Below are 17,185 nucleotides of genomic sequence, written 5' to 3' on the forward strand. Positions count from 1 at the left end.
AATGTTGATGAAGTAAATATTACATCGCTGGTAATGGTGGAGGCGTCGTTCCAACTGTTTTCATATCGCCTTTCGATAAGTTCACTTCATTATGCTGATAAACTCTTGGCGGACGAGGTTGTTCACCCGCTAGGATATCTTGCAACTGATCACGATCAATAGTTTCCCATTTCATCAAAGCTTCAACCATAGCATGCATTTTTTCTTGATTGCCTTCAATCAATTCACGAGCAATGTCATATTGCTCTTCTAGCATACGGCGCACTTCTTCATCGACCTTTTGCTGCGTGGCTTCTGATATGGTGCGAGTTCCACCGCCAAAGTAGCCTTGCGAGCTATCGTCATCTTCATACACCATGATACCTAGTGCGTCTGACATGCCGTATTTGGTAACCATAGCACGCGCCATTTTAGTTGCGCGCTCAAAGTCGTTTGAAGCACCCGTCGACATCTGATTAATAAAGACTTCTTCGGCAATACGACCACCAAATAAAATCGCAATGTCACTCAGCATTTTTGATTTATACATACTGGTTTGGTCGTGCTCAGGCAACTGCCACGTAACACCAAGAGCAAAACCACGCGGCATAATAGTGACTTTATGTACAGGATCAGTGCCCGGTAGCAGCTCAGCGACTAAAGCATGACCTGCTTCGTGGTAAGCGGTAGCACGGCGCTCTTCTTCACGTATCACCATTGATTTACGCTCAGGACCCATATATAGCTTATCTTTTGCGTCTTCAAAGTCATTCATATCGACGCTTTTCTTGTTACGACGAGCCGCAAATAATGCCGCTTCGTTGACAAGATTGGCCAGCTGCGCGCCACTAAATCCAGGCGTACCGCGGGCAAGTGCGTTGGCATCAACACCGATTGTATTGGGCAGTTTTCTCAAATGTACTTTAAGAATTTGCTCACGACCTTTGATGTCTGGCAAGCCAACTTGAACCTGACGGTCAAAACGACCGGGACGCAATAATGCTTTATCAAGAACATCGGCACGGTTGGTAGCAGCAATGACGATAACGCCTTCGTTGCCTTCAAAACCATCCATTTCGACCAATAATTGGTTCAGCGTCTGCTCGCGCTCATCGTTACCGCCGCCCATACCGGAGCCACGATGGCGACCGACTGCATCAATCTCATCAATAAAGATGATACAAGGGGCGCTCTTTTTCGCTTGTTCAAACATATCACGGACACGTGACGCACCGACACCGACGAACATCTCAACAAAGTCAGAACCTGAAATTGAAAAGAACGGTACTTTTGCTTCACCAGCAATGGCTCTTGCTAGTAGCGTTTTACCTGTTCCTGGTGGACCTACCATCAAAATACCGCGTGGAATCGTCGCGCCAAGCTTGGTGAATTTATCAGGGTCACGCAAGAACTCGACCACTTCAACCACTTCTTCTTTGGCTTCTTCACAACCCGCCACATCTTCAAAACTCACTTTGATTTGGTCTTCGGTCAGCATTTTAGCTTTTGATTTACCAAAGCTCATTGGTCCGCCGCCTTTACCGCCAGCACCACCTTGCATATTACGCATAAAGAACAAAAACAGACCAATAATCAATAGAATTGGGAAACTGGCTATTAGCAATTGCATCAGGACACTTTGACGCTTAGGCGCTGTGCCTTGCACTTCAACTTGGTTCTCGCGCAATAGTGGCATGAGCTGCTCATCAGCCACAGCTGGTCTAATGGTCTCAAATGAAGAACCATTTTTCTTTTCACCGATGATTTGCTCGCCATCAATTTCAACACTGGCTACTTGATTTTCTGACACAGCGGTCACAAACTCAGAGTAGTTAAGGCTATCCGGCTCAGATGATTTATCAAAGCCGCTAAACACCAGCACTAAAACGCCGATTACCACCAGCCACAATAAGGTATTTTTTACCATGTCGCTCACTAGTTATTCCCATCCCTTACTTATTGGTGTGTTTACTAAACACGTGACGTCTATATATAAACGTATGTCTCACTATTCAAGGGCTATTGGCAAATTATCGCTTATTCATCCAAAAGAGAGGTCATAAAAACAACCTCACACTTTTACTGGAAGTAATAAGCCATATAAACATGCACAATAACAATAGATAACTGAGTTTATAAGGCGCTTACGATCAGACGACTTTGCTTAAAACATAAATACTTAAACATAGGTTTAAAACAAAGTTAATATAGCATTATATGTGGTATAAACCTGAATAATTCAAGCAGGTTTCGCATTTATTCAGTTAACGATTGTAGCGGTTTTCATTTAAACATCAATACATTATATGGTGACGCATTATCTCATGTAATATTATCGCAACTTATTGACGTTAAAACTATTTAATAGCGATCCAAAACATCTCTTTTGAGCGTGGTCGTGAAGCGCCCGGTTTGATACTACGGATTTTACTAAAATCAAGCTGCATCTGCTTGCGTAATTCTTGTGTACCTTCGCCTTGAAACACTTTCATAATAAGCGCGCCACCTTCTGGTAAGGTTGCAAGCGCGAAATCGACCGCAAGCTCACATAAGTACATCATACGCGGCTGATCGATTGCGCTATTACCGGCAGTATTAGGGGCCATATCAGATAACACCACATCGACTTGTCTATCGCCCACTTCCGCCATGATACGGTCAAATACTTCGGCCTCGCGAAAGTCGCCTTGAATGAAGGTGACGTCTGGCAAAGTATCCATAGGCAAAATATCAGAAGCAATCAATATGCCTTTTTCGCCGACCAGTTGACCTGCGACTTGAGACCAGCTACCAGGGGCGCTACCCAAATCAACAACCGTCATACCTTTTTTAATCAGGTTGGTTTTCTCATTTATCTCTAACAACTTATAAGCAGCGCGGGCACGGTAGCCATCCTTTTGAGCCTTTTGCACATAGTGATCATCAATGTGCTCTTTCATCCAAGCACTACTGCTTTTTGACAATTTTTTATTTTCAATACGTGTGGCCAAAATTCCTGCTCCTATGATTTTGCAAAATACTCATAAACGTCTATTAAACGGTCTTTCATTAAATAATTTTCTGATAAGCAGCTTTTAATACGTACTCAACTATTCTCACTGAGCGATTAATTAAGCCATTCATCCGTCTTAGACGATTAAACGGTCAAATTTTCTTAGTGAAAACGCTGCTTTATAAGGCCGTAGCGTTTATAATGTGCTCATACTTGCAGTTTAACATTTTCATTACGTAAAATCGTGCAAAATCCTGCTGTTCTCATGCAAGATGGTCATAGATTATTTATAATGCTCATTAATTGCGCTTAATCGCATCATTTTTTATTTTTACCAAACTCTAGGAATTCTATGCAACTTGATAACGCAACCATCAAACGCCTAAAAGGCATTGGTCATGATCTCAAACCTATTGTTATGATTGGCAATAAAGGTGTCACGCCAAGCATCACAGAAGAGATTGATCGCGCCTTATCAGATCATGAACTGATTAAAGTAAAACTGCCTGCTGGCACCAAAGAAGAGCGTGATGTCATCGGTGCTGAGCTTGCCGCTACTGCTAAGGCGACGTTGATTCACTCAATTGGTCGCATGGCGCTATTGCTTCGTAAAAATCCAAACGCCAATCCTAAACTATCGAATCTTGCCCGTAACGCTTAGTCGTTTATTATTGGTAGGCCGCTTAAAAACAAGCTTATCCTGCTGATATGCCAGTTAGATTTTTAGATTATAAAAGCCGTGATGCATCTTTGCTCGCGGCTTTTATGTTATTTATCGCTTAGGATTTACTGATATCGAGTATTTGATATGAATAATAGTGCGTATCAAATATTATAATACCTATATTTGAGGTAATAAAGACATGAGCCAGCGTTTTGATTTACGTCTAGCAACTGAAACTTTAGCAGAGGATGCACAGCAACTTGGTGTGACGGTAGAAACCTTACAAAACATTAGCGTGCAAGTAACCGCAACGCTTGTAAAGCAGCCAAACGCTTACTTAGAGCTAGAGTATTTTGTGACGCTACCTACTGAATCGTTAGATACTCAATTCAATTGGCCAAAGTGGCAATCAGAGCAAGTAGGCTTTACTGATTATCTATGGGAACAGACTTGCCTTGAATACTTCTTTACAGGTAAGTTAATCGTTAACGACCGTTCGATAAATAGTGACTGTTTAATAAATAATGACAATACAGCCAACACTCATGAAACAACGGCGTATGTCGAGATAAACGCAAGTCCTGACGGTCGTTATGCAATGTATCAGTTTAAAAGCTATCGTAACCCTGCGACACTTCCACCAAAACCTTTGCTGCAAGCAGATGGACAGACACGCGCCTCTATCGATTGGATTGATACCTCAAATCAGCAAATGCCCTTAGTAGAGACCAAAGCTTCTAGCCAGTTATCGACAACATCTAAAAGCTCAGCACCTAAAAACATATCTCCTAAACTGTATCACTACGAGCGCAGCTTTAGAGTGCCATTAAACCAACTGTCCAACGAAACAGTGGGAATCAAGAATACTGCCATCGAATACATGCATCCTTGTGTCATTTTATACTTTGGCAACACGGCTTTATATTTCGCTCCCAAACACGCCTCCCCGCCTGACTTCCACGATCGTCATTATTGGTCAAGATTTAACCATAAATCGACGCTGATTAAATAGCTACTTTTGAAGGTTTGATACCATCATTCAAAGCGCAAAAAAAAACTCAGTAATATCACAAAAGATATTACTGAGTTCGGAGAAAACGCTTAACTTAAAAAGCCATTAAAAGCAGCTAAACGATTCTTATTTGTCAGCCATTGCAAGGTAGATACCACGGTTTGAGGCATCATCAACGTATTTTGAATCGCGCCATGTTGTATAGCTATTAACACCGCTATATGGGCTGATACCGTTTTGACGGAAATCAGACACCCAGCCATTACCATCAAATATCTGGATATGGCCATGTGGACGTCTTGAGCTACGATCATAAACAATAACGTCACCAACTTGGGTCGGCATATTGTTACTAATTTTGCTAAAGCCTGCTTGTGACAATGTGCCACGAGAGGCATATTGATAGGCTGAAGGATTAGGGGTAAATTCATAGCCAGCTGATTGTAGCGCTTTACGTACGTAACGAGCACAGTAACCAGAGCTGTTAGATAAAGCGACTCGTGATGCATTTGCTGCTGCAATAGCAGGCGCAGAATAACGATCTGGTACTGTATTTGCTTGCTGCTGACGCTGCTCATAAGACAAACGACTGGTTAGCGAAGCAAGCTGATATTCTTTTTGTTTTGCATGAGCACTGAGGTTATCAATCGCTTGGCTGATTTCATCGTTACTAGATACATAAGCACCGCTATTGGTGCTGTAGATATTACGACTTGAACCATAGTTCGAAGCAGCAGAGATATTTGTGATGGTATGAGTCAAGGTATTATTTGATTGAAAGGTGGTTTCGGCAGCACCACTTGTCTGTGCCACGCCCATTCCCAATACTGACAAAATTAATAAAGCTTGTTTCATAAATTTACTACCTATTGTGAATACGGGATTGCTCGTCATCCGTGACGAAGCATGAATTAGTTTAGAAAATATAATCATAAGACAAACATGATAAAATCTTTAATAGAACAGCTCACTCTTGTTTCTTCAATGACGAACGCTGAAATTATTAACAGCTTAGCCATGTGCTTCTTCAATCGCTTTAGATGAGTTATGACGATGTCAAAAAAACAACCTAACCGACTTGCTAAACTTATTGATCATCAAGCTTTTGCTGGCAGTGCGCTACCTCAAACTCTTGCAGACAATATGCGTTTATATATACAAGCAACCACTGAAGTAAAAGAGCTTTTGGTAGATTGTCTACCAGAGGAAATTCTCAGTAACTGCTGGGTTGTGGGTTTAACCGCTGAGCAATTAATACTCAGTGTAGGCTCAATGACTGCTGCTAATCATATCCGCTATTTACAGAGTGCTTATTTGCAGGTGTTAACAGAGCAGTCAATTACATTTAAACAACTCAAGCAAATTCGCGTCGTAGTGGCCAAGATATCTGCTGATAATCATTATTCTAAATCATCATCAGCGTTGTCAGCACCCTTATCAAAGCCTCATAAAGGCCATGAAAATCAGGCCTTTAGCCAAAACACAAAGCGGACTATATCACAGGCTGCAGAGAGTGTCACCACTGATGAAAACCTTAAAAAAGCACTTTTGCGCTTAGCAGGTCAGTAAAAACTCTCATTTCCCATTGTAAAGTTATGTAAAAAAACCAAGTAGTTGACACCGCCAGCGCTGGGTTTTTGTAATCTCGTAAACAAAAAAAATCATCTGTCAGTGCTATTCACATTGTGAACATAACCAACAGATGATTTCATTATTCTCTACAGCTTTTACCTTACCTACTATGTAGCATATTTCTTATAAAACTATTAGGAAAGCATCCATTTAAACGAATATTGTTTGACCTTACTTATAACCAATTAATGTAATATTGCGTAATTGTTTCGATACTTCGTGTATATTCCTGTATTCATCCTTAGACAGTTAAGCTATTCAAAGGTAAATATTCGATAGGACAAGTTACATTGTCATCAAATGTTACAATTTCAAAGTTATTATGATCCGATAAAATCTCACGAACCAATAAATTATTCAATGCATGACCAGATTTGTAGGCATTAAAACGACCTAAAATTGGATAGCCGATTAAATATAAATCGCCAAGCGCATCTAAAATTTTATGACGGACGAACTCATCATTGAAACGTAATCCTTCTTCATTAAGGATATTGGCCTCATCGATGACAATGGCATTGTCCATGCTACCGCCTAATGCCAAATTGTTCTGACGTAAAGTTTCAATATCACGCAAAAAACCAAAAGTACGCGCTGAACTCAATTGTTCGATGAAGTTTTGGGTAGAAAACTGTAGCTGTGCATGTTGGAAATTTTTATCAATCGCAGGGTGGTCAAAATCAATTTCGAAATTTAATTCAAATCCTTCATAAGGACGTAGCTCTGCCCATTTATCGTCAACTTTAACGCGTACCGATCTTACGATTTTAATAAATCTCTTTAAAGCATCCTGCTCACGGAAACCTGCTTGTAATAGCAATCCCACAAACGGTGCAGCACTGCCATCCATAATCGGTATTTCTGAAGCCGACACACGGACTAATAGGTTATCAACCCCAAGACCAGCTATGGCACTTAGCAAGTGCTCAACCGTACCGACACGCGTACCACCAAAAACAAGATTTGATGACATCATGGTATCTTGTACCAAAAATGCACTCGCAGGAATGGGCAGGCTACCGGCAATATCCGAACGCTCAAAAACGATTCCGGTATTAACTGGCTGCGGATGAAATTCTAAATCAACAGGTTGACCACTATGAAGACCAGTACCGGTAACGGCTATTGCTGTTTTTATGGTTCGTTGGTTCATGGCTGTCTTCTCACATATTTTGTTACAATTGGCATAGTGTAGCATTACCCGCCCCTGCTTCGCTAGCGTTAAAAAGCGTTAATTTCCTTATTTCTTTGATTAATAACATTTATCATAACTCTATTATTGCTGGCTTTTATGTCTCAATAATTGATTAATCGCTACGAAATAGTGAGTTTTAGGGACGTTTTATCCTATAAAGTGTCTTACACTGAAATTGTTTAACCATGTCTTTTTATAGATATTTATAGCTTTTACTTAAGCGATTTTATAAATAGACCTTGGTTATGTACAGACACAAAAAAGCCAGCGATTGAGCGCTGGCTTTTTTAATGATAAGTATTTATAAATGACTATTTGTTTTGTTGACGCTTAAGATAGTCTTGAATGCTATTAGTCTTAGTTTTAGTCTGTTCTGGCGCAGCATTTGAACGGATTGGATTTTCTTGGTATTGAGCTTGAGACTGTTTTTGACTGTTTAGCGCACTGGTATGCAAGTTTGGATCAACAGGCTGTGTGCTGTTTACAGATGGCACAGGCTGCTCTACTACTTCAGGCTCATCACCTGCATTTTCATCTAAGGTCAGACCTGTTGCGATAACGGTCACATGCAAATCGTCGCCCATTTTTTCATCAATAACAGAGCCATAGAAAATATGCGCCTCATCTATGTCAGTAATTTCTTCTACTATGACACTGATTTTGCTCATTTCATCCAATGACAAAGACTCAGAAGAAATTACGTTAACAAGTAAGCCTTTAGCATTCTCTAAACGCAAATCGTCAAGCAATGGCGATCTAATGGCTTTTTCGGTCGCTTGACGCGCACGATCATCACCGCTGGCACGACCAATACCCATCATCGCATGGCCTTTTGCTGTCATTGCAGTACGAATATCATTAAAATCGATATTAATCATACCTTCGCTGGCGATGGTTTCAGCAATACCTTGAACCGCATGCAGCAGAACATCATCCGCTTTTTTGAAAGCGTCTTGCATAGAGATGTTGCCGTAGACACTCATTAACTTATCATTTGGGATCGTAATAATAGAGTCGACGAAGTTGGTTAGCTGTTCAATACCCGCTTTAGCAGCCTTGATACGTTTGCCACCTTCAAACTTAAATGGTGTGGTGACTACTGCGACTGTCAACACTTCCATTTCTTTAGCAATACGCGCAACCACTGGTGCTGCACCAGTGCCAGTACCGCCACCCATTCCAGCGGTGATAAACACCATATCTGAGTGTTCAAGTAACGCACGAATCGCTTCTTCGTCGCTTTCTGCAGCTTCACGACCAACTTCTGGGTTCGCTCCTGCGCCTAGACCACGGTTTGTTTTTGCGCCAAGTTGCAATTTATGCGGTGCGGTCAAACGATCAAGCGCCTGTTTATCGGTATTAGCACAGACAAACGTTACACCTCTAATCCCTTGTTGTACCATATGTTCAACTGCATTACCGCCACCGCCGCCTACACCGAATACAGTGAAGCTTGCCTGGCCATTATTTTGAAGCTGGTTATCATCTGGCATGGTGTATTTTGACATAAAAAGGTTTCTCCAGTTGCAGATAGCGTGATGGTCGATACGTGTTAACACACTCATATGGCGCGCTATCGACTTACTATATATAAATGTATTGAAATAAAACAGGGCAATGGCTTAAATAGTAACGCTTAGCCCAAATATGCCGTTATTATACAGGGTATTACTTTTAATATTGTTGCATGGTCTTAAGCGCAAAATACTTATCTATAGGCTATAAATATTTTGCCAGCAGAATCCCCGCAGAATTATAGTATCTTTTTTAATACACTAGCAAAACGTTGCCCTGCACTTTGAAAGACGCCAGTCACTCGGTTTTTTTGAATCGCTTCAGGCTCACTTTTTTCACTACGCCGAAACTGCTCGCTTTGACTATATAGTAATGTCCCAAATGCCGTTTGATAAGCGCGATCATTGACCTGAAGATTTAGCTGCTTAAATGATTCATCATTATCAAAATGGTTATAAGCACTAATGGCAGGATGGGTATTGGTCAATACCACTGGCATTTTAAGCAATTTCTTGGCAAACGGTATCATGCCTTTAATTGAACTACCACCACCTGTCAGCACAATGCCTTTATCAATATAGCTTAATAGGTCAGCTTCATGCAGCTGGCGAACCACCTCAGTAAAAATCTGCACGTAACGAGCTTCAATAATACGGGCTAAATTATAGATACCGATATTAATTTCATCGCCTGACCCTTGTGGCTTAAAGATAAAAAATGAGCTTGGATCTACACTATTGACATCGACCGTGCCATACGATTTTTTTAGCTTTTCAGCTTCTATCATAGAGATACCAACATCTGCCGAAATGTCCATCGTCACCTCATGACTACCGGTCGCGATGCAATGCGTAAAAATCAGCTTATTTTCTTTATAAACACAAATACTGGTAGTACTAGCGCCGATATCGATTAAACAAACGCCCTGTTGGCGCTCTTCACTCATCAAGCTATATTCTGCACTGGTCACCGCATCAAAAACGATATGGTCAATACCAACATCACAGCTTTGCAGTAGTTTTTGGATATTTTGACGGCTCGCAACCGGCATCATCATCATGTGATACATCACGGCAATGTTGTGCGCCACCATGTCAATGGCGTCATCCACCATAAACTCTTGATTATCAATATAAATGCCTTGCTGGCAACAATGCATCAAATAGTAATCCGACGACAAATCTTGTGACTTAGCATTCGATAACGCCTGCACCATATCTTTGGTACGTACGACTTCGTCTTCTACTCTAACATCACCGGTACTGTTTTTGCTCAACAGTTCAGGTGTTGCCATCGTTAACCACACACTATGCACGCGACAATTGGCGGTATCTTCCGCTTCTTGAATGGCTTGTTTGATAGCGCCTTGCAAACGTTCGCGATGCTTTATTTGACCTTGATAAAAGTCACTATTTTTAACTTGCCCAACACCCATAATACGAATGTCTTTTGCAGAGACAACGCTGCCAATAACGACATAAACTGCCGTGGCACTTAGATGGACAACAACCAGATTTTCAGTATTTTTCATGGTACCAGACAAATTATCGCTAAACAGGAGACCAAATGATGTCTCCATTAAATCATTAAAAGGGTTATCATCAAACGATGATATTGTAGGGTAATTCTTTATACTAAGAAAGTAGATAAATATAGTGTATTGACTACTAATTTACTACTTTATTTCTGCTGTGCTTTTATGGTGGTGTTTCATTATCTTGTGGCGGCGCTATATTCCATGCAATGGTAAATCCATTTTTGTAACGAAGATCTACTGACTGTATCTCCTCACGGCGATTGCTCAATTGGTTATCAAGCAGCTGACTTAAATTCAACAGTTTTTGTGCTGTATTTTCATTGTCAACGATAACCCGTAACCCATTATCAAAACGAATCAACCAAGTCATTCTAGGGGACAGAATGATATCTGCAACTTGCAGATCAAGCGGTGCATACCAATCATTTACTTGCTGCATCTGTTGCATAATAACGGGCGCTTGAGCAATATCACCTTGCAAAGTCGCAAAGCGCTCCTGCGTTAAGTCCCTACTATCAGCAGGGACAAAAACGCTGCCTTTTGCATCAACCAAACGCTCAGTACCAAAATTGGCCACGGCCTGTTTGGGTAATGCGGTGACCACAATACCACGCTGCCAATCACGGCTAATACTCACTTGGTCAACCCAAGCCAGACCGGTCGTAATATCTCGCAACGCTTGTAAATCAGAGGTAAAAAAACTGCTCACACTCTGTTGGTTCATAACCTGCTGTAGCGTTCGATATTGTGCAACCGTCAATCCTTGGTTGCTGACATGAATAGCAGCGGGAGGAGCATCACGTAACGCTTTACCACCCATTATCAATATCAATACTAACAAACCTAGCACCAATACGGTAAAAAAGTATTTGACGGTAGTCGGTACTTGAAAGTTCGGTTTTGGTTGACGGGTTTTATCACTCATCAAGTCAGCTACGTCATTGACAGTTTGAGCCATAATAAACGTCGTCCCTATATTTATATCTGAATATTTATATCTGATTAATAATTGCATAGAGCTGATGATGCTTTTTATTAATGTAGACCTGCTTATCGCTTTATCATTCGTAGAAATCTATTTGATAGATATGCTATCAATTTACTTGTCTAAAAGGCTATATAAAATGTGATAATGTCCATTTAAACGTAACATTTTTCTCAATTAATGAAGGACTTAACAGAGAGTTGCATAAATATCACCAAAATAGACTGGTGGTTACAATATTAACGCATTTTACCTTTAAACAATAGCCTAACCCCTACTACTAACAACGAATTTACACAAGTTTACATGAAGCTGTGGTATAGCAGCTCTAGCGATACATTAACCTTTTTAAACACCACTATTTATCTGATCTAAAACTATGTCAAAAGTGTTAAATACATTTTTCTGCCAGTTATTTCAGGGTGGCTTTTTAACCAATTTTTAAATCAAAAAGCTGACGCTTTTGATAAGTATTTATAATGTTTGCGCTAAAATATGCCAACATAAGCTATCAAAGTCCATACCACGAGCTTTAGCCGCCATCGGAACCAAACTATGACTGGTCATACCTGGTACGGTATTAATCTCAAGCAGCCAAAAGTTACCTGCTTCGTCTTGCATCGCATCAATACGTCCCCAACCTTTAGCATCGACGGCACGAAACGCTGCCAAGCTTAAATCTTGCAGATGCTTTTCATCAGCGGCACTTAGACCACAGGGAATATAGTAACTGGTATCGTTACGATTGTATTTGGCTTCAAAATCGTAAAAATTGGTAATATCAGCAGGCTCTAAACGAATCACTGGGTATGATTCATCATCAATAATAACAATGGTAAATTCGCGACCAGTAATCCAACGCTCAGCCATTACCACATCACCGCACTGTACCGCTGTCGCATAAGCAGCTGGCAACTCATCAAGGTGATTAACCTTAGTCATACCAATACTTGAGCCTTCGTGTACCGGTTTGATAATAAGTGGTAGTCCTAACATATTGACCACTTGCTGCCAGTCAGTCTCAGCGGTAAGCAACGAAAATGGTGCCGTTGATAAGCCACAACCTTGCCACAGCTGCTTGGTACGCACTTTATCCATACCGAGTGCCGATGCTAAAATACCCGAACCTGTCTGCGGAATATCAAACCATTGCAGCACGCCTTGTAACAGACCATCTTCGCCGCCGCGACCATGTAAGACGTTAAACACACGGTCATAATCACGCAGTTCGGTAATATCTTGATGCTTAGGATCAAAATGGCTGGCATCAACACCTTGGTTTTGTAGTGCTTGCAATACAGCAGCACCACTATCTAAAGAAACACTGCGCTCGTTGCCACTGCCGCCGTAGATAACAGCGACTTTACCAAATTCACTGGCCTCTTTTACCTTGCTTTCTTTGATAGCTGGCAATACATCCGCGCTTTGGCTATCGTTGTTTATTTTATCTTGCTCTGCTCGTGCAGCTGCGGCTAATGCGGGTTCTGGATTAATAATAGGGGCAGCGTTATTTTGAGCATCACCTTTAATGTTGTTTTCAATACTATCTTTAATATTGCCTCTAGCGTTTTGCTCAGTACTATCGACGCCTTGGTTTATATTATCGTTATTTTTTTGCGTATTATTCATGGTCATCATTAGTGCTCCTAATATTTTGAAAGCAATGCTTATAAAGATTATTTGATATAAAGATTGTTAGCGGCCAATTCGATCGCTATTTGTCCCACATTACCAGCACCTTGGGTAATTAACATATCATTTGCTTTGAGTAGGCGCTGCATTACAGGGGCGATATTGTCTTTATCAATAATCGTCGGCTCAACAGCACCGCGCAAACGAATACTACGTGCCAAGGCTTTGGTATCCGCACCTGCAATCGGACTTTCACCGGCTGAATAGACATCTAACAACAATAATTCATCAACACTTGAGAGTACTTCAACAAAGTCATCAAAGCAGTCGCGCGTACGGCTATAACGATGCGGCTGAAAGATCATGACTAAACGGCGCTCAGGAAAGCTTTGACGGGCGGCTTTAATAGTAGCATCGACTTCTTTAGGATGATGACCGTAGTCATCAATCAGCAAAACATCGCCATCATCGATAGTGACAGAGGCATGCTGCTCAAAACGACGACCGACGCCTTCAAATTTTTGCAGCGCACGGGTAATTGCCTGATCATCGACGCCTTCGTCGGTGGCCATAGTAATAGCTGCAAGCGCATTGTAGACATTGTGCACACCCGGAATATTTAGGGTCAGACGTAATGGCTCATGATCACGGCGCAATACCGTAAAATGTGTTTTTGTACCTTCGGTAACCAAATCAATGGCCTGTACATCGTTAAAGGGCTCAAGACCAAAAGTTAATACCGGACGCCCAATATCATCAATCATCGCATACAGTTCAGGGTCATCACCGCAAACAACGGCTAAACCATAAAATGGCATGTTTTGTAAAAACTGAATATAGGCGGCTTTTAGTTTATCAAAACTATTGCCATAGGTTTCCATGTGATCTTGATCGATATTGGTCACGATCGCTGCCATCGGATGCAATGATAAAAATGACGCATCAGATTCATCCGCTTCCGCAATTAAAAATCGACTGCTACCCAGTGCTGCATTTTTACCTGACGCATTGAGCTTGCCACCAATCACATAGGTCGGATCAAGATTGCCTTCAGCCATCATGGTAGTCAGTAAGCTGGTGGTGGTGGTTTTACCATGCGCACCAGCAACGGCGATACCATGACGGTAGCGCATCAACTCGCCAAGCATATCTGCACGGCGTACCACAGGAAGACGTGCTTCCAGTGCCGCTTTTACTTCAGGATTGCTACGGTCAATGGCAGACGATACGACAATGACATCCGCATGAGCGATATTTTTAGAATCATGGCCGATGGTAATATTTATACCAATCTGCTGTAAGCGTTTGGTAACGAGGCTCTCAGCAATATCAGAACCACTTACTTGATAGCCTTGATTCTTCATTACCTCAGCGATACCGCACATCCCCGAACCACCAATACCGATAAAATGTAAATGCTGAATACGGCGCATTTCCGGTATTTCAATCAAACGTTTAGTTAGGGCTTTAGCGGAGGTTGGCATAACGTTTTCTCTTTATAGAAGACTGATAAAATGTATGAAAAATAATGAGCGTTTACATCATTACTTAATTACTTATAATGTTTGCCAGATAATATCGGCAACTTGTTGGCAGGAATCACGATTGGCAAGTGCATGACCTTTTTTTGCCATCTCTAAGCAAGCGGATCGATCAAGCAGAGCAAGCTCATCACTCAAACTTTTAGGGGTTAATTCGCTTTGTGGTAATAAAACCGCTGCTTTATGTAGCGTTAAGGTGCGAGCATTTGCCGTTTGGTGATCATCAACCGCACTTGGTAGTGGCACAAAAATCGCCGCAATACCGACGTTTTGGATTTCAGTGACCGTTAACGCGCCAGCACGGCAGACAATAATATCAGCCCAATTATAGGCAGCAGCCATATCATCGATGAATGGCTGTACAGTAAACTGATGAGCGCTTAAATCTTCACTATCATATGACGCTTGCGTGGCTGCTTCATTATTGCGTCCACATTGATGACGCACTTCAAATGGACGCTCAAGCAATGCCAAAGCTTTTGGCACAGTATTATTTAGTGCTTGGGCGCCGAGGGAGCCGCCAACGACCAACAGTTTAAGTGGTGAGTGGTCACTTATATCATAGCGCGCAGATGGCGCTGCTACACCGGTAATGGCATTACGTACCGGGTTACCAACGGTTTCAATCTTACGATCAAGCTGGCTATTGGCAAAGGTATTCTCAAAGGCTTGCAACACTTTGGTGGCGATTTTAGCTAAATAACGATTACTCATACCGGCAATGGCGTTTTGCTCATGAATAATCAGCGGTGTGCTGGTAATACGGGCGGCAATACCACCGGGCGCACTCACATAACCGCCAAAACCAACGACCATATCGATCTGATTACTGCGGATAATTTTAATTACCGCCATCGTCGCTGATAATAAAGTAACGGGCATTTTCAGCAAACGCCCAACCCCTTTACCACGCAAGCCTTGCATAGCAATAGCATGAAAAGTATAACCCGTCGGTGCAACCAAGCCATTTTCCATGCCATTGGGCGTCCCTAACCAGTGAATAACTGCACCGCGTTGGGTCAATTCCTCAGCAACTGCAAGCGCTGGAAATACATGCCCGCCTGTACCAGCAGCCATCATTAATATATGCGGTGTTTTCATGAACGCCTGCCTATCTTTTCTTTATTTATATGAAGGACTTATTATCCTATAGCTATCTTGACCATCTTAGCCATCGAGCAGTGAGAGCGCTATAAAAGCCCGCACAGTAAAGCCCGCATAGTATAGTGTAAATCGTTATCTGATATACAGCATTTTCTATCTTACCAATAACAAAAATCCAAGCCGTGAGCAATCGCGGCTTGGCTTAAATAACTACTGCTAAACAATCATAAAAACATCAGTTTTAACGATGTTTCGACGACATATCTTAGCATAACTATTTTTTGATCATTGTGCACATAGATTAGTGATAAATCACTCTATCATTACTGCTTTGCTCAAATCGCCAGTTTTTGCTCGATTGCGATAATGAAATCGGTCGCAATATCCGTACCGCATTGATCATCAATCTCACGGACACACGTAGGACTGGTGACATTAATCTCAGTAATGCGACCGCCAATTAAGTCTAAACCGACGAACATCAGCCCTTTCTCTTTCACGATGGGTGCGACCACTTCAGCTACTTGGCGTTCGATATCAGTCAGTGGCATTGCCACGCCGCTACCACCGGCAGCCAGATTACCACGTGTCTCACCTTTAACAGGAATACGTGCCAAGCTATAATCTACCACGACGCCATCGACGATAAGGACACGTTTATCGCCTTCTTTAATCTCTGGCAGATAACGCTGCGCCATGATTGGCAGTGTTTCAAGCTCGGTCAATACTTCTAGCGTCACGCCAATATTTGGGCTATCAGCAGTTAGACGGAAAATACCAGTGCCGCCCATGCCATCTAATGGCTTCACAATCACGTCTTGCTGCTCAGTGATAAACTTACGAATATGTGCCTGTTTACTGGTCACAATCGTTGGACTCATATAGTCGCTAAACCACGTGGCAAACAATTTCTCATTACAGTCACGAATGGCTTGTGGGTCATTGACCACTAACACTCCTGCTGCTTTGGCATGATCGAGCATATAAGTCGCATAAATAAAACGCATATCAAACGGCGGGTCTTTACGCATCAAAATAACGTCATAGTCGCTGACCGAACCTGTCGTCTTATCCCCTAACGTATAAAAATCTTCAGGGTCACGCTTTACGGTGACAGACTGCGAATCTATCATCAACTGCCCGCGATCCAACCATAAATCATGGATTTGGCAGTAGCCGAGGCTATGACCGCGGTCTTGCGCCGACCACATCATCGCTAAGCTGGTGTCTTTTTTATAATTAACCTGCTCAATAGGGTCCATAATTACAAGTATATTCAAAGATTTTTTTGGATTTTTTTGGCTCATAATAAGACTCATTTACGTTGTACTATTAATAGGTAAAACGGATACAAACAATATGCTGGTATGTCAAGATATAGACTATTAAATTGAAAA

The 17,185-nt window shown here is 41.7% G+C and carries 14 protein-coding genes; 3 read left to right on the plus strand and 11 right to left on the minus strand.

Annotated features, from left to right (window positions below; all coding sequences use genetic code 11):
* Nucleotides 1-19: 19 nt before the first annotated feature.
* Both ftsH and CAN34_RS02235 read right to left on the minus strand, forming a co-directional pair.
* Nucleotides 20-1,915, minus strand: coding sequence for an ATP-dependent zinc metalloprotease FtsH (gene ftsH, locus CAN34_RS02230; RefSeq protein WP_079692523.1), 1,896 nt, complete (start codon nucleotides 1,913-1,915; stop codon nucleotides 20-22).
* A 421-nt stretch (nucleotides 1,916-2,336) separates the two neighbouring features.
* On the minus strand, nucleotides 2,337-2,969 hold the full coding sequence (locus CAN34_RS02235; RefSeq protein WP_089554250.1) for an RlmE family RNA methyltransferase: 633 nt from the start codon (nucleotides 2,967-2,969) through the stop codon (nucleotides 2,337-2,339).
* A gap of 354 nt (nucleotides 2,970-3,323) precedes the next feature.
* Between CAN34_RS02235 and CAN34_RS02240 the strand changes: the two genes are divergently transcribed.
* Both CAN34_RS02240 and CAN34_RS02245 read left to right on the plus strand, forming a co-directional pair.
* On the plus strand, nucleotides 3,324-3,632 hold the full coding sequence (locus tag CAN34_RS02240) for a YhbY family RNA-binding protein (RefSeq protein ID WP_079692525.1): 309 nt from the start codon (nucleotides 3,324-3,326) through the stop codon (nucleotides 3,630-3,632).
* A gap of 202 nt (nucleotides 3,633-3,834) precedes the next feature.
* On the plus strand, nucleotides 3,835-4,647 hold the full coding sequence (locus tag CAN34_RS02245; protein WP_089554251.1) for a hypothetical protein: 813 nt from the start codon (nucleotides 3,835-3,837) through the stop codon (nucleotides 4,645-4,647).
* A gap of 126 nt (nucleotides 4,648-4,773) precedes the next feature.
* Here CAN34_RS02245 and CAN34_RS02250 read toward each other — a convergent pair whose 3' ends face one another.
* Entirely contained in the window at nucleotides 4,774-5,502 is a 729-nt protein-coding gene (locus CAN34_RS02250) for a CHAP domain-containing protein (protein ID WP_079692527.1), read from the minus strand.
* Between the two features lie 198 nt (nucleotides 5,503-5,700).
* Here CAN34_RS02250 and CAN34_RS02255 point away from each other — a divergent pair, with 198 nt between their 5' ends.
* On the plus strand, nucleotides 5,701-6,216 hold the full coding sequence (locus CAN34_RS02255; protein WP_089554252.1) for a hypothetical protein: 516 nt from the start codon (nucleotides 5,701-5,703) through the stop codon (nucleotides 6,214-6,216).
* Between the two features lie 304 nt (nucleotides 6,217-6,520).
* On the opposite strand, the gene lpxC is transcribed toward CAN34_RS02255, so the two are convergent.
* From lpxC to gshB, 8 genes are all read right to left on the minus strand, one after another.
* Entirely contained in the window at nucleotides 6,521-7,432 is a 912-nt protein-coding gene (lpxC, locus tag CAN34_RS02260; protein ID WP_174668332.1) for a UDP-3-O-acyl-N-acetylglucosamine deacetylase, read from the minus strand.
* Nucleotides 7,433-7,785: 353 nt separating this feature from the next.
* A complete protein-coding gene (gene ftsZ / locus CAN34_RS02265; protein WP_089554254.1) occupies nucleotides 7,786-8,982 on the minus strand; it encodes a cell division protein FtsZ in 1,197 nt (398 codons plus the stop codon).
* 245 nt (nucleotides 8,983-9,227) lie between these two features.
* Complete coding sequence (ftsA, locus tag CAN34_RS02270; RefSeq protein WP_217320604.1) at nucleotides 9,228-10,520, minus strand: cell division protein FtsA; 1,293 nt, start codon at nucleotides 10,518-10,520, stop codon at nucleotides 9,228-9,230.
* Nucleotides 10,521-10,686: 166 nt separating this feature from the next.
* Nucleotides 10,687-11,484: a cell division protein FtsQ/DivIB gene (locus CAN34_RS02275; RefSeq protein ID WP_089554256.1), complete on the minus strand. Its 798-nt coding sequence runs from the start codon at nucleotides 11,482-11,484 to the stop codon at nucleotides 10,687-10,689.
* 501 nt (nucleotides 11,485-11,985) lie between these two features.
* Nucleotides 11,986-12,915 carry a D-alanine--D-alanine ligase gene (locus CAN34_RS02280; protein WP_089554279.1) on the minus strand — a complete coding sequence of 310 codons (930 nt, stop codon included), beginning with the start codon at nucleotides 12,913-12,915 and terminating at the stop codon, nucleotides 11,986-11,988.
* Between the two features lie 272 nt (nucleotides 12,916-13,187).
* The gene (murC, locus tag CAN34_RS02285; protein WP_089554257.1) at nucleotides 13,188-14,627 is read right to left on the minus strand and encodes a UDP-N-acetylmuramate--L-alanine ligase; all 1,440 of its coding nucleotides are present in this window, start codon (nucleotides 14,625-14,627) and stop codon (nucleotides 13,188-13,190) included.
* Nucleotides 14,628-14,699: 72 nt separating this feature from the next.
* Entirely contained in the window at nucleotides 14,700-15,785 is a 1,086-nt protein-coding gene (gene murG, locus CAN34_RS02290) for an undecaprenyldiphospho-muramoylpentapeptide beta-N-acetylglucosaminyltransferase (RefSeq protein WP_089554258.1), read from the minus strand.
* A 338-nt stretch (nucleotides 15,786-16,123) separates the two neighbouring features.
* Complete coding sequence (gene gshB / locus CAN34_RS02295) at nucleotides 16,124-17,095, minus strand: glutathione synthase (protein WP_089554259.1); 972 nt, start codon at nucleotides 17,093-17,095, stop codon at nucleotides 16,124-16,126.
* Nucleotides 17,096-17,185 lie beyond the last annotated feature (90 nt).

This window comes from Psychrobacter sp. DAB_AL32B (genome assembly GCF_002224105.1).
GTDB lineage: Bacteria > Pseudomonadota > Gammaproteobacteria > Pseudomonadales > Moraxellaceae > Psychrobacter.

Bases quoted from the DNA above. Each gene is read 5' to 3' on its own strand.
- CAN34_RS02240 (WP_079692525.1), top strand. From the start codon at position 3,324: ATGCAACTTGATAACGCAACCATCAAACGCCTAAAAGGCATTGGTCAT.
- CAN34_RS02245 (WP_089554251.1), top strand. From the start codon at position 3,835: ATGAGCCAGCGTTTTGATTTACGTCTAGCAACTGAAACTTTAGCAGAG.
- CAN34_RS02250 (WP_079692527.1), bottom strand. From the start codon at position 5,502: ATGAAACAAGCTTTATTAATTTTGTCAGTATTGGGAATGGGCGTGGCA.
- CAN34_RS02255 (WP_089554252.1), top strand. From the start codon at position 5,701: ATGTCAAAAAAACAACCTAACCGACTTGCTAAACTTATTGATCATCAA.
- lpxC (WP_174668332.1), bottom strand. From the start codon at position 7,432: ATGAACCAACGAACCATAAAAACAGCAATAGCCGTTACCGGTACTGGT.
- ftsZ (WP_089554254.1), bottom strand. From the start codon at position 8,982: ATGTCAAAATACACCATGCCAGATGATAACCAGCTTCAAAATAATGGC.
- ftsA (WP_217320604.1), bottom strand. From the start codon at position 10,520: ATGAAAAATACTGAAAATCTGGTTGTTGTCCATCTAAGTGCCACGGCA.
- CAN34_RS02275 (WP_089554256.1), bottom strand. From the start codon at position 11,484: ATGGCTCAAACTGTCAATGACGTAGCTGACTTGATGAGTGATAAAACC.
- murC (WP_089554257.1), bottom strand. From the start codon at position 14,627: ATGCCAACCTCCGCTAAAGCCCTAACTAAACGTTTGATTGAAATACCG.
- murG (WP_089554258.1), bottom strand. From the start codon at position 15,785: ATGAAAACACCGCATATATTAATGATGGCTGCTGGTACAGGCGGGCAT.
- gshB (WP_089554259.1), bottom strand. From the start codon at position 17,095: ATGAGCCAAAAAAATCCAAAAAAATCTTTGAATATACTTGTAATTATG.